Origin of the sequence: Pseudohongiella sp., from assembly GCF_040877505.1 — a bacterium.
Classification (GTDB): Bacteria; Pseudomonadota; Gammaproteobacteria; order Pseudomonadales; family Pseudohongiellaceae; genus Pseudohongiella.
In genome coordinates, this window is record NZ_JBBDNQ010000016.1 from 58,072 (window position 1) to 71,110 (window position 13,039).

Genomic DNA, 13,039 nt, shown 5'->3' on the forward strand with positions numbered 1-13,039 from the left:
AAGCGTCCATCAAGGCGCACGGTTCAGCTCGTAGAGGCACATATTGACGGCTGCAGCCACGTTCAATGACTCGATATCGCCAGCGCCGGGGATCGTGAAGGCCTGCGCGCCTGTTTCCGCCAGCAGCTCTCCGGGCACACCCCGCGCTTCGTTGCCAAACACCAGGCACTGTGCCTGATGGAAAGCATCGGATGTCAACTTGCTGCCATGCATGTCGAGGCTGGCGATATGCGTATAGCGCCTGGCAAGGGTGGGCACATCGACATCAAGTTCAATGGCCACATGAAAAATTGCACCCATGCTGGCACGCACAACTTTGGCGTTGAACGGATCAACACAACCGGGACTGAGCAGACACGAACAGCCACCGAACCAGGCCAGCGTGCGCAGAATGGTGCCCAGGTTGCCCGGATCCCGGATTTCAAAAAGATAGATGGCACGTTGTAGCGCTTCGGCAGGCATCGACGCCGCCTGCCCCGAATGCCTGAGCGCCGCCAACGGCACGCAGGCGATGATGCCTTGTGGTGATCGGGTGTCTGACAATTGCGCCATCAGTTTCTCGTTGATGACGTTTTTTTTCAGCGGGCCCGACCAGTTTTCGTAGGATGCCGTCACATAGAGCTCGCTGTCCAGCAGAGCGGGATTGGTCACCGCCGCCTTTTGCAATTCCAGCACCAGATGCTCGCCTTCCGCCAGAAAACAGCCAAACTGTTGACGATACTTTTTCTGATGCAGCTTTTTTATATCGTCCGTTCTAAGGCCTGTCATGAACTACCCCTCCACAACCATCGCCTGCCGGCAGGTCTGCCAGTATCGCCAGCGCCAGCGCTTCACCTACCCTGATACCATCAACACCGGCAGACAGAATCCCTCCGGCATAACCCGCGCCCTCACCCGCCGGATACAGTCCCCGGGTATTGAGGCTTTGCAGACTTTGCGCATCACGGGTTATGCGCACCGGTGACGAGGTACGGGTCTCTATGCCGGTCAGCACGGCGTCGTCACGGTCAAAGCCACGAATCTGCCGGCCAAACGCAGGCAACGCTTCGCGGATGGCTTCAATGGCGTATTCAGGCAACGATGAGGCCAGGTCACCCAATTTGACACCTGGTTTGTATGACGGCGTTACCTTGCCCAGTTGACGCGAGGCTCTGCCACGCACAAAGTCGCCTACCAGCTGACCGGGCGCACAATAGTCGCGGCCGCCCAGCTCAAACGCATGTGACTCCAGTTGCTCCTGCAAGGCGACACCGGCAAGCGGATCACCCGGGAAGTCCTGCTCCGGGCTTATACCCACTACAATGCCGGCATTGGCATTACGTTCATTACGCGAGTACTGACTCATGCCATTGGTGACAACACGACCCTCTTCCGACGTCGCGGCAACCACGGTGCCACCCGGGCACATGCAGAAACTGTAAACCGCACGACCATTGCTGGCATGGTGTACCAGCTTGTAGTCAGCAGCACCAAGCGCCGGATGACCCGCGTACTTTCCCAACCGCGCCTTGTCTACCAGAGACTGCGGATGCTCAATGCGGAAACCGATAGCAAACGGTTTAGCTTCAACGAACACGCCACGATGATGCAACATGCGAAAGGTATCGCGCGAGCTGTGACCCAGCGCCAGTACGACATAACGGGTTAATATTTCCTCACCACTGGCAAGTGTCACACCTGATATCCGGTTATCTTTTATAGTGACATCTGTCACTTTACTTTCAAATCGAATGTCACCACCCAGCGCTTTGATCTCTTCCCGCATGGCAGACACCACACCGGTCAGACGAAAAGTACCGATATGGGGTTTATTCACGAACATGATTTCATCCGGCGCACCGGCTCTGACAAACTCATGCATGACCTTGCGGCCATAGAATTTCGGATCCTTGATCTGACTGTAAAGCTTGCCATCGGAAAACAAACCGGCACCACCTTCACCGAACTGCACGTTCGATTCCGGCGTCAGTTTGTTCTTGCGCCAAAGCGCCCAGGTATCCTGGGTACGGCTGCGCACATCCTTGCCGCGCTCCAGCACAATGGGCCGGAACCCCATCTGCGCCAATATCAGGGCCGCGAACAGACCACAAGGGCCAAAACCAATGATTACCGGCCGCTCTGTCAGGCCTGCCGGGGCCTGTGCAACGGGGTGATAGCGTGTATCAGGCGCCGGGCGGACATGCTGGTCGGCAGCAAGGCGTTGCAGCACCCCTGCCTCAACAGTGTCGTCAGCCAGCGTTGCGTGGACAATATAGACGAAGGTGATTTCGCTGTTCTTTTTGCGGGCATCGTAGCTGCGTTTGAACACAGTGAATGCCTGCAGTTCGTGATCTGAAATCTGCAGGCGCGTCACGATAGCGGCGCGCAAAGCTTCGGGCGGGTGGTCCAGTGGCAAAACAACTTCAGTCAGGCGAATCATGGTCAGGCCCCGGCCGGTGACCCCGGCAAAAGGTGAAGAAGCGCAGCCGGTCTTGTGCCCGGTACTGCTCAATAGGCGACTATGCTATGCTTTCACCCCGAAAAAGTCATCATCAGCATACCCGGCAGGACCATGGCCCGATCAAAAAGCAGCAAGCGCTGGCTCGACGAACACGTCAACGATCCTTACGTAAAAAAGGCTCAGATTGACGGGTTCCGCTCACGCGCCAGCTATAAATTGCTGGAAGTAAACAACAAGGACAAACTTATCCGGCCCGGCATGCTGGTGCTGGACCTGGGTTCGGCGCCCGGTGGCTGGTCGCAGGTGGCCGCCCCCATCGTCGAGCCCAAGGGTCGTGTCATCGCCTCCGATATCCTGCCGATGGACTCAATTGCTGATGTCGACTTCATTCAGGGCGATTTCACGGAACAGGAGGTGTTTGATCAGATCATGGATGCGCTGGGCGGGGCGCCTGTTGATCTGGTGATGTCCGATATGGCGCCCAACATCAGTGGCGTCGATGCTGCCGATCAGGCTGCGTCCATGTATCTGGTGGAACTGGCGCTGGACATGGCGCGTCAGACTCTCAAGCCCGGCGGCAATTTTCTGGCCAAGGTATTCCATGGCGAAGGCTACGACGACTACGTAAAGGACCTGCGCAGCAGTTTCGATAAAGTCGTCACCCGCAAACCTGATGCCTCACGGGCACGCTCTCGAGAGGTCTACCTGGTCGGTAAAGGATTCAGGCCTTGAGATGTGCGGGCGGTCGGCCGCTACTTGCCCGCAGCCTCCGCTAGCAGACTTTCGATGTACAAACGTCTGAGCTTACTGGTCACCGGCCCCGGTTTGCCGTCTGCTATGTCTTTGCCGTCGATACTGACCACCGGCAGGACCAGCGTCGTCGCGCTGCTCAGAAATGCCTCGTCGGCAGCCATGGCTTCTTCCAGACTGAAACTGCGCTCGACCAGCGTCATGTCTGTCTGCCCGGCCAGCTCCAGAATCACACGACGACGAATACCCGGCAAAATGGCGTTGGACAGCGCACGGGTGATGATGGTGTTGTCCTTGATAATGAATGCTGACGACGATGCCCCTTCGGTGACCATACCGTCTTCCAGCATCCAGGCCTCGAACGCACCCCGGGATGCTGCCTGCTGCTTGGCCATGCATTGGCCCAGCAGATTCAGCGACTTGATATCCCGGCGCTGCCAGCGCAGATCGGGCACCGACACAACCTTGACGCCGTTCTCCGCAGCCGGGTTGTCAAGCAACTTGCGCGGGGTCGCGTATGCCATGATCGTACTTTTAATATGTGGCGGGTAGGCAAAGTCACGTTCGGCAATGCCGCGGGTGATTTGCACGTAAACGCTGCCTTCGGTCACAGCATCGCGTTTCACCAGTTCTCGCAGCATCGCGAGATAATCAGCCTCGCTGCATGGCCAGGCGATTTCTACCGCACTCAGGCTACGGCGCAATCGCTCAACAGAATAATCCTCGTCCACCAGTTTGCCCATGACAACCGGTATCACTTCGTACACACCGTCGCCAAATAAAAACCCGCGATCAAACACGGAGACGGCAGCGTTTTCTGCTGGCAAATATTCACCGTTTAAAAAGACCGTTTTGCTCAAAGCACATCCTTTTTTGAGTAAGACATCGGGCTGCTGAAAGCGTAATCGAGGCAGTCAGTGCGAGGCAAGAACAGGCGAAAAAGCAGAGTTTACGAGTAGTAAATGAGCATTTTGAGTCTGTTCTTAACGAAGCAATGGCAACGCAGATAGCTTCTCATCGACCTGATTAATTGGACATTAAAAAAGGGAGCCTTAGCTCCCTTTCCGTGATGCTGGCTCCAATGGAACCTTCTCTGAGATCAGAGAGGGGTGTTATCAAACCACCAGGCAGTTACTCCCGGTTTTATTAATCGCACCAACATCCATTGAAACCTTAGCTGAATCACTCGACATTGGATCACCTCCTTTTTATTTCTCAATTGAACATGGCCTGAGAGTAATCTTGAAGCCGCAACAGTGTCAACAAAATAATGTCAGTTTTTTTTCACACTGCTCAACAGCCCGATTCCCAGGGTCGCCATGGCAATGGAGATCAGCGGATTGAGATAATTGAGAAATGCGTACGGCAGATAGTCCAGTACTGGCACACCCAGCGTGGCTGCATAAAACGCCCCGGCCGTGGTCCATGGAATCAGGCCCGTACTCATGGTCGCGCCCTCTTCTACCGAACGCGACAGCACAGCGTTGTCGATGCCCTTTTTCTCGAAGGCCTGGCGAAACAACTGGCTGTTGAGAATGATGGTGATGTAGGCCTCACCCATACCCATGTTGCCAAGGATGCCCGCCCCGATGGTACTGGCGACAAGACTGACAGTGCTTTTAAGCCGGGCTATAAGCCCTTGCAGCAACGCCTGCAGGAATCCTGCCGCAAACAGCATGCCGCCCAGGGCCAGAGCCATCAGCGACAACAACAGCGTCCAGCTCATGCTGAGCATGCCGCCACGGCCCAGCAACTCATCCAGACTGGTGATGCCAGTCGTGCCAGTCTGGTTGCTCCACAGGTTGTTGAGGACGGTGACCGGACTCTGGCCCTGATACAGGGTGGCGATCAGCACCGCAACAACAATGCTGGCCGTCATGCTGACTTCGGCCGAGAAGCGCCGCAGACTGAGCGTAAGCATCACCAGCAAGGGCAACAGTGTCATCAGCAGATTCAGGTTATAGCTTGACAACAAGGCCTGCTGGATCTCGACAATGGCGGCCGTGGGCAGGGCATTACCGGCGTAACGCAGACCCAGCACCGTGAATATCAGCAGGCTGAGCACAAATGCCGGCACCGTGGTGTACAGCATCGAGCCGATATGGCGAAACAGCGAGGTGCCCGCACTCATGGCCGCCAGATTGGTGGTATCTGACACCGGCGACAGCTTGTCACCAAACGTCGCGCCGCAGACGATCATGCCGGCCACCAGAGGCAGCGGTATCCCCATCGCTCCGCCAATGCCGATCAGGACCACGCCCAGCGTGCCCGCCGTCCCCCATGAGGTGCCGGTGGCCACTGACATCAGGCTGCACAGCACCAGGCCGGCGACCAGAAACCACATCGGGCTGAGCAGATCCAGGCCATAATAGATCAGCGCGGCCACCGTCCCGCTTTGCATGAAAGCAGCGATCACCAGACCAATCAGCAGGAAGATGTAGATCGCGGGCAGCGCGCGACTGATGCCATCGCTCATCATGCCGCGAATGGCGGGAAAATCGTATCCCAGCAATCGACTGTGCACGCCCGTCCAGATCAGACAGGCAAACAACAGAATATGCAGGCTGACACCAAAGACAAACAGGCCCAGTGCGATAAGCGCCAGGTTACCACCAAAACACAGGGCACCGTGTGCTGCACTCGGGCGCTTTATGCTGACCGGCTCATCCGGACCGTTGGCATCTGGCCGCATCGTCAGTCGTCACTCAGATAAGTTTCTACCGCATTGAAAAAACTGTCTCTGTGGGCAGAAAATTCAGCACCGGTTGCCTGCGGCCACGCACCCTGTACCACAATCACCAGGTCTTCATCAGGATTAAAATAAATGCCCTGACCAAAAATACCGCTGGCCCGGAACGTGCCGTCACCGTTCAGCCACCACAGATAGCCATAGTTGTCGCTACCTGGCGAAGGCTGGGTGGACTCAGCAATCCAGCCCTCGGGCACCACACGTGTGCCATCGTGCAATACCCCGTCATTCATCACCAGCAGCGCCAGGCGTCCCCAGTCGCGTAGTACCGGGGACAGGCAGCAACCGCCCAGTTCGCCGCCATAGGGGCCGTGACTGATCCAGGTGGCATCACTTTCCATGCCCCAGGGTTGCCAGATTTTCTGCGTCAGATAGGCCGCCAGGTTATTGCCTATGGCAGCCCGCAAAATGGCGCCCACCAGATTGGTTTCGCCGGTATTGTAATTGAAGCGTTCACCAGGTTCGGCAACACGCGCCTTTTCGCCCATAAACTGCATCAATGCCAACATGTCATTGGGTGAGGTGGCAACATCGGAAGCCGGATCAGCGTAGTCCTCGTTCCAGTCCGTGCCCGAGGCCATCTGCAACACGTGGCGGATACTGACTCCGTCGTAGGAACTGCCACGCAATTGCGGCAGGTAATCGGTCACCGGGTCATCGACGCTGCCGATGTAACCATCGGTCAGCGCCGCCCCGATCAGCATGGAAACCACGGATTTGGTCATGGAGAACGACACCCATTGCGTGCTTTCGTCATTGCCCAGACCATACTGCTCCAGCATGACGCCACCGTTTTTAAGCACCAGCAGGCCACCGACATGGTTGTGCTGCATGTAGTCCGTCAGCACAAACGTTTCCCCATTGACCTGGTATTGCAAGGCAGAGAAGTCGCGCTCGGCGCGTGGCAAGGGCATGACATTGTCGCTGCGGGAAACATGTCGGACCGGGCTGAGCAGGGGGATATTGCGGAAACCAGCGATCTGTTCGTCACCTGCCCAGAACAGGATGCCGCCGTTCGCAGGCAGATTTTGTGCATCATCGGCAGGATCCAGCCAACGCGGCGGAACGTCAGTTTGTGCCAGTGCCAGCGATGGCGACACACAAATCAGGAATAACAACGGTTTTAGCAGGCCGGACAGTTTCATGACCGTCATCCTCTCATATTATTGTTGATGTACCGTGATGCAGCGTACCTCACCACACCATCAAACAACAGTGGGTGAGGCGCTCTGACAGCCTTGAGTCACATCAAGGTTGACAGCCAACGGCCACGCCCCGGGCCGCCAGCGCCAGACCCAACTTGCCGGTGTCGTTGCCATCACACAAAAGCGTGCCCAGATCATCACGCGCCACAGCGTGCAGTCTGCCCAGCGCATCGGGACGCTGCCCCTGTGGCCCCACAGATACATCATCAGGCAGCGCCAGCAGATGTTCACTCAGGCGCTCCAGCCACAGCAGGTATGATTCGGCCGAGTCCAGCGCTGGTGGTTGCAGATGAGCATATTGACGCAGTTGCTGCGCCCAGTAAAACTCAACAAAAGGAATCGCCGGATCAGGCTTTTCCCACACCAGGTCACGCAGAAAATACATGGCACCACGCCAGACGTCATTGCCCAGGAAATTCCGCCCCAGTTGCGCTGGCAACTGCGACGGGGCTACTGCAGCGCCGTCCGCATCCTGCAACCAGGTCAGTTTGTTATCCTGCATCCATTGCCAGAAAACCTCCGGCGCCAATGCTGACTGATCATGGGTCACCCGCACAGGCACTTCAAACCGGGGACCGGTTTCGTCAAAATCATGAAATGTGCTGAAAGTATGGTGACCGTCTGTCAGATAGTACTGCCCCTGAGGACCCAGAACAGCCGTTTTCATGGTCCCCGGAGCAAAACCGGTTTCGTCACTGAGCCGACACGAAAACGACGTAAGATCCTGTGGCGCAGATGCGTCAGTGATTACGGCACGGTCGCCACGACCATACACTTCGCACAGGTCATCAAACAGTTTACGGCGGTCCACAAGATACCGGTGTAGCTTGTAATTTACCTGATCATGCGCGATAAATGCCTGTGTCGGCTTCAGATCACCGATGGCTACCATCGCTATGTCGTCTGCAGCATGCGTTTGGCTGACACCGGCCAGCATCAGCACTAGCAGTAGCCTGTGCGCGCAGACGGCAATCGTTTTAAGCGTTGTGCAGGACATGAAACTCCGGACTTGTTGCCTGATACGACAGATATTTAAGTTTAACAATATCTTAGTTTGACGGAAGTACATGACAACTGTGTTACAAAACTGTCTTGATCAGCAATCCAGTGAACTTGCCGCCTTCATCCGCGCCAATGCACCGGTATTGGTCCTCACCGGCGCAGGCATCAGCACTGACTCCGGCATTCCCGACTACCGCGACAGCAATGGCAACTGGAAGCGCAAACAACCTGTGCAACACCAGGATTTCATGCGCTGCGCCGCGACACGGCAACGCTACTGGGCGCGCAGCCTGGTGGGCTGGCCCATCATGCAGCAGGCACAGCCCAATCCGGCTCATCACAAAGTCGCTGAGCTGGAAAGCCAGGGCCTGCTGTCAATAATTGTGACCCAGAATGTCGACCGCCTGCATCAGAAGGCCGGCAGCGAGGCTGTTGTTGATCTGCATGGCCGCGCCGACGAACTGATTTGCATGTCCTGCGACCACCGTGAGCACCGGTCGCTGATGCATGCGCGCTGTGCCACGCTCAATCCGTCATTGAACAACGTGTTTGCCACTGCCGCGCCGGACGGTGATGCTGACCTGGAGATGGATTTCTCCACTTTCAAGGTGCCAGGTTGTCCTCAATGTGATGGCATCATGAAACCAGACGTGGTGTTCTTCGGCGATAATGTGCCACGACCTCGTGTCGACAAAGTCTTTGATACCCTTGCACATAGTCGCGGCTTGCTGGTGATCGGTTCATCGCTGATGGTGTTTTCCGGTTTCCGCTTTGCCCGCCAGGCGCATCAGGTCGGCACCCCTATCGCAATCCTCACCCAGGGACGCACACGCGCTGATGACCTCGCCAGCGTCAAGTTCGATGCACCGATTGCGCCCCTGCTGGCCTCTATCTGACCGATCCACCTGTCACACCCTGTCATTTAACCGACACTAAAACTTCGCTGCACGGTCACAAACTCTCTGTATCCTGCCACAACAGCTCGCACGAAATTGTTACGCGCTTTTATACCGCAACATGATGCGACTCATGCCCCTACCGTCAAACTAGCCACAGAGATGTCATCCTATGAACGCCGTAATCAATCTTCGCTTCGCAGTAACCGCCATCACGGCAGGGCTTCTAGCCATTCCAGTGTCTCCGGTTAGCGCACAAAACGATGCCGCAATCGAAAGTATGATCGTCACTGGTACGCGTGCTGCCAACCGTACTGCTTTCGATACCCTGGCCCCCATAGATGTATTAGCGGGCACGGCCATTGAAAGCACGGTTTCATCGGATTTGTCTGATTCACTGGCACAGCTGATACCATCGTTTACCGTTCAGCGACTGCCGATGGCTGACGGCCAGGTTTTTGTGCGGCCAGCACAATTGCGTGGTTTATCTCCGGATCAGACATTGGTGCTGGTTAACGGTAAACGTCGGCACCGGTCGGCGCACCTCACCGGCAGGGGTTCGCAAGCGGCCGATCTTGCGCAGATTCCATCATCCAGTATTCAGCGGGTGGAGGTTCTGCGCGACGGCGCCTCAGCACAATACGGTTCCGATGCGATTGCGGGTGTCATCAATATCATTCTGGATGACTCCGTCGGCTTCTCCAGCTTTGCTCAGGCATCAGAATATTATGAAGGCGATGGCCGCCAGTATCAGTTCGGCGGCCGGGCTGGTTTTGATTTCGGTGACGAAGGCGTTTTCGCACTTTTCGCCGAATACACTGACGCAAGCATAACATCACGTTCGCGCCAACGTCCGGATGCGATTGCCTTTCAGAATGCCAACCCGAATCTGAACGTACCAGACCCGGTACAGAACTGGGGCAAACCTGAGCGCGAAGCTGTACGCGCGGGATTCAACATGCATTCAGCGTTAAGCGCCCAGACCGAGTTATATGCGTTCGGTACTTACGGCCAAGGTGAAGGTGTCTCTGACTTCAACTGGCGGAATCCCGTGAGCACCAGTGCCTACAACACAACACCACTGGATCCCGACTATGATCTGAGTGAGATTTTTCCGGTGGGTTTTTCACCCAAGTTCGGGCAAGACGATCAGGACATGAGCGTAGTAGCCGGCGTTCGCAGTGCTGCCGATGCTGCTCTGCTTTGGGACTTCAGCTTTGGCACCGGCGGCAATGAAATTGATTACTTTATCCGCGAAACCATCAATGCGTCTTTGGGCTCTCAGAGCCCGACCTCGTTCCGCGCGGGTGTGCTGTCCCAGCGGGACCTGAACCTTAACGCCGATGCCGCTTATGCCTGGGAGGTTAGCGGCCTGGCTGCGCCAGTCAACGTTGCCTTCGGTGCTGAGCGACGTGAAGAAACTTACAAAATCCGCGCCGGCGATCGTGCCTCTTATGAGGTCGGACCACTGGCTGTTGTTGGCCTGCCCTCCGGGTCCAACGGATTTCCCGGGTACAGTGATCAACAAGCAGGTGAGTTCGATCAGGAAAGCTGGGCAGTTTATATTGATGTCGAAGCGCCGCTGACCCGTCAATTGACCGTAGGTACCGCCCTCCGGTTCGAAGACTACTCTGACTTCGGCAATACGACGGATTACAAGCTGTCCGCGCGTTACGCGATTACCCCTGATCTCGCGTTGCGCGGCACGTTGTCAACCGGTTTCCGGGCACCCACACCCGGACAGTTGGAGTCAGAACGTACCAGTCAGGGTCTCAATACGACAACACTGAACCTGGTAACCAACGGACGGTTCAACCCCACCGGCCCGGTCGCGGACATAATCAATTCACGACCGGCTGGCCAAGGGATCATGCCGTTGCAGCCAGAGACATCCGATAACCTCTCCTTTGGATTGACCTACCGCACGGATTCCGGATTTGTTGCCACCGTGGATGCTTACCGCATTGATGTCCAGGACCGGTTCTCGTCCCGCGGAGGATTCACCCTGACTGACGCCGACCGCCAGACACTGACGGCACTGGGCATCCCCGGTGGTGAAAGCATAACCAACGTTGCCTTCTTCCAGAATGTGTTCGACACACGGACAGAAGGCCTGGATGTTGTGCTCAGTTATACAGCAGACCTGGGCGCCGGCCGGCTCGCACTGAGCGGCGCGCTTAACCTGAACAATACGGAAGTGACGCGCGAACGTGTTGCCGGTGTTTTCAATGACGTTTCGCGCAGCATTTTTGAAGAATCCAACCCGGCCAGAAACGCTACCGCAGGCGCTGAGTACGATGTCGGTCCCTGGTCATTTGTGACCAGGGCGCGCTACTATGGCAGCTGGACAGACACTGACGATAGCGCAGATGTGATATTTCAGGACTTCGGTGCGGAGATATTTATTGATGCAGCAGTTGGTTATCAGTTCAGCCAGGCCCTGTCCCTGAGAGTGGGTGCTGAAAATATTTTCGACAGCTACCCTGATGAGTCACGAAAGCAGGCAAATCGAGGGCTGATATATTCCCGCAACTCCCCCTATGATACCGACGGGGGTAAGTACTATCTGCGCCTGGACTGGAGTCTGTAAGCTGATGCCTCAAGATCTGGATAAACAGCCCGGCGGATGCCCGACCCTGAACCGGAGGCGCCTGCTTAAAGCAGGGGCTGCCGGTCTGGCCGCAGCCACCACCACGCTGATGGCACGGGACGCATGGTCACAGGCAACCGACGGTATGCCCACAACGGCGATGCTGCCCGACACGTCAAACGATATACAAACGGCTGCTGCTGATAACAATTATTGGCATTCGGTCCGCAGTTTGTACGATGTGCCGACTGACCTTATTCACCTGGAGCACGGCAATTGGGGGATGATGACAAAAAGCGTGCATGCAACGTACCTGGAAGAATTGACCAAGGTCAATCGCCATACCTCCTACTACGGTCGCGAGCTGTTTGCTGAAGAGCAGACCCGGGTGATGCAACAGGTAGCGGACGTGCTGGATGTCAGCACCGATGAAATTGCGCCCGTGCGCAATGCCACCGAAGCACTGACGGCGCTGATTGGCGGTTATCGCAAACTGAAGCCCGGTGATGGTGTCCTTTATGCAGACCTGGATTACCCATCCATGCAGGGCGCCATGCGCTGGCTCGTCGAGCGTCGAGGCGTAAGCGTGCACACGGTCAACCTGCCCGAGCCGGCGAGCATGGACAGCATTATTTCAACGTATGAAAGCGCTCTTAAATCCAATCGTCATATCCGGTTGCTGTTGGTCACGCATATCAGCCATCGCACCGGTCTGCTGCTACCGGTGCGTGACATCATTGCTATGGCTCGCCGGTATGATGTCGATGTCATTCTGGATTCTGCACACGCATGGGGTCAGGTCGACTTCGCATTGCCAGATACCGGCGCTGATTTTGTTGGCTTGAATCTGCACAAATGGATGGGTGCGCCGCTGGGACTGGGGCTGATCTATATCAAGCGATCCAGACTGGGTGATATAGAGCGGCATATGGTCCGTGGTGGCGGCAGTGACACTGACAGTATTTATGCTCGTACCGGTATCGGCACCAACAACCTGGCGGCTCAATTGACTATTCCTGCTGCGCTGAACGTACATCAGACTATTGGGCCGGCATTAAAAAACGCTCGCTTACGCAGACTTCGCGATCTGTGGGCGGAGCGATTGCGCGAGCATCCGCGCATCGAGATTTTAACACCGGCAGATCCGTCACTATACGCGGGCATCACGTCTTTTCGGATCAAAGGTCAGACCAGCACTGCGGCTAATACCGCCCTGGCAAAAAAACTGTGGCAGCAGCACCGAATTTTTGTGGTGCAACGCGACGGACTTGCCAGTGGCTCCTGCGTACGTGTAACGCCTGCAGTGTACACGCTCGAATCCGAAGTCGACGCGCTGGCCGACGCGCTTGAAACGATTGCCTGACCCCGGCGCAGGAGGCGCTGATACAGTGGCGTTCCGCGCCCCCT

Annotated in this window: 10 protein-coding genes; 4 read left to right on the forward strand and 6 right to left on the reverse strand. The window is 56.4% G+C overall.

Annotation, left to right across the window (positions count from 1 at the left end):
* Positions 1 to 9: 9 nt before the first annotated feature.
* On the reverse strand, positions 10 to 768 hold the full coding sequence (locus WD071_RS06265; RefSeq protein ID WP_368047496.1) for a TrmH family RNA methyltransferase: 759 nt from the start codon (positions 766 to 768) through the stop codon (positions 10 to 12).
* Positions 755 to 2,419: an NAD(P)/FAD-dependent oxidoreductase gene (locus WD071_RS06270; RefSeq protein ID WP_368047497.1), complete on the reverse strand. Its 1,665-nt coding sequence runs from the start codon at positions 2,417 to 2,419 to the stop codon at positions 755 to 757. The genes WD071_RS06265 and WD071_RS06270 overlap by 14 nt, the downstream gene beginning before the upstream one ends.
* A 132-nt stretch (positions 2,420 to 2,551) precedes the next feature.
* On the opposite strand from WD071_RS06270, the gene rlmE reads away from it, so the two are divergent.
* Positions 2,552 to 3,172 carry a 23S rRNA (uridine(2552)-2'-O)-methyltransferase RlmE gene (rlmE, locus tag WD071_RS06275; protein ID WP_368047498.1) on the forward strand — a complete coding sequence of 207 codons (621 nt, stop codon included), beginning with the start codon at positions 2,552 to 2,554 and terminating at the stop codon, positions 3,170 to 3,172.
* Between the two features lie 20 nt (positions 3,173 to 3,192).
* On the opposite strand, the gene WD071_RS06280 is transcribed toward rlmE, so the two are convergent.
* The 4 genes from WD071_RS06280 to WD071_RS06295 form a co-directional block, all read right to left on the reverse strand.
* Complete coding sequence (locus WD071_RS06280) at positions 3,193 to 4,050, reverse strand: D-amino-acid transaminase (protein ID WP_368047499.1); 858 nt, start codon at positions 4,048 to 4,050, stop codon at positions 3,193 to 3,195.
* Between the two features lie 413 nt (positions 4,051 to 4,463).
* Positions 4,464 to 5,882 (reverse strand): Na+/H+ antiporter NhaC, encoded by a 1,419-nt coding sequence (gene nhaC / locus WD071_RS06285; protein WP_368047500.1) that lies wholly within the window; start codon positions 5,880 to 5,882, stop codon positions 4,464 to 4,466.
* A gap of 2 nt (positions 5,883 to 5,884) precedes the next feature.
* The gene (locus WD071_RS06290; RefSeq protein WP_368047501.1) at positions 5,885 to 7,084 is read right to left on the reverse strand and encodes a serine hydrolase domain-containing protein; all 1,200 of its coding nucleotides are present in this window, start codon (positions 7,082 to 7,084) and stop codon (positions 5,885 to 5,887) included.
* Positions 7,085 to 7,187: 103 nt separating this feature from the next.
* Positions 7,188 to 8,141, reverse strand: coding sequence for a ParB/Srx family N-terminal domain-containing protein (locus tag WD071_RS06295; protein WP_368047502.1), 954 nt, complete (start codon positions 8,139 to 8,141; stop codon positions 7,188 to 7,190).
* 70 nt (positions 8,142 to 8,211) lie between these two features.
* On the opposite strand from WD071_RS06295, the gene WD071_RS06300 reads away from it, so the two are divergent.
* From WD071_RS06300 to WD071_RS06310, 3 genes are all read left to right on the forward strand, one after another.
* Entirely contained in the window at positions 8,212 to 9,042 is an 831-nt protein-coding gene (locus WD071_RS06300) for an NAD-dependent protein deacetylase (protein ID WP_368047503.1), read from the forward strand.
* A 172-nt stretch (positions 9,043 to 9,214) separates the two neighbouring features.
* Complete coding sequence (locus WD071_RS06305) at positions 9,215 to 11,632, forward strand: TonB-dependent receptor plug domain-containing protein (protein WP_368047504.1); 2,418 nt, start codon at positions 9,215 to 9,217, stop codon at positions 11,630 to 11,632.
* A gap of 4 nt (positions 11,633 to 11,636) precedes the next feature.
* Positions 11,637 to 12,995 (forward strand): aminotransferase class V-fold PLP-dependent enzyme, encoded by a 1,359-nt coding sequence (locus WD071_RS06310; protein ID WP_368047505.1) that lies wholly within the window; start codon positions 11,637 to 11,639, stop codon positions 12,993 to 12,995.
* Positions 12,996 to 13,039 lie beyond the last annotated feature (44 nt).

Excerpts from the sequence above, each read along its gene's own strand:
- WD071_RS06310 (WP_368047505.1), top strand. The coding sequence starts at position 11,637 with ATGCCTCAAGATCTGGATAAACAGCCCGGCGGATGCCCGACCCTGAAC.
- WD071_RS06290 (WP_368047501.1), bottom strand. The coding sequence starts at position 7,084 with ATGAAACTGTCCGGCCTGCTAAAACCGTTGTTATTCCTGATTTGTGTG.
- WD071_RS06265 (WP_368047496.1), bottom strand. The coding sequence starts at position 768 with ATGACAGGCCTTAGAACGGACGATATAAAAAAGCTGCATCAGAAAAAG.
- WD071_RS06305 (WP_368047504.1), top strand. The coding sequence starts at position 9,215 with ATGAACGCCGTAATCAATCTTCGCTTCGCAGTAACCGCCATCACGGCA.
- WD071_RS06270 (WP_368047497.1), bottom strand. The coding sequence starts at position 2,419 with ATGATTCGCCTGACTGAAGTTGTTTTGCCACTGGACCACCCGCCCGAA.
- WD071_RS06295 (WP_368047502.1), bottom strand. The coding sequence starts at position 8,141 with ATGTCCTGCACAACGCTTAAAACGATTGCCGTCTGCGCGCACAGGCTA.
- WD071_RS06300 (WP_368047503.1), top strand. The coding sequence starts at position 8,212 with ATGACAACTGTGTTACAAAACTGTCTTGATCAGCAATCCAGTGAACTT.
- rlmE (WP_368047498.1), top strand. The coding sequence starts at position 2,552 with ATGGCCCGATCAAAAAGCAGCAAGCGCTGGCTCGACGAACACGTCAAC.
- nhaC (WP_368047500.1), bottom strand. The coding sequence starts at position 5,882 with ATGCGGCCAGATGCCAACGGTCCGGATGAGCCGGTCAGCATAAAGCGC.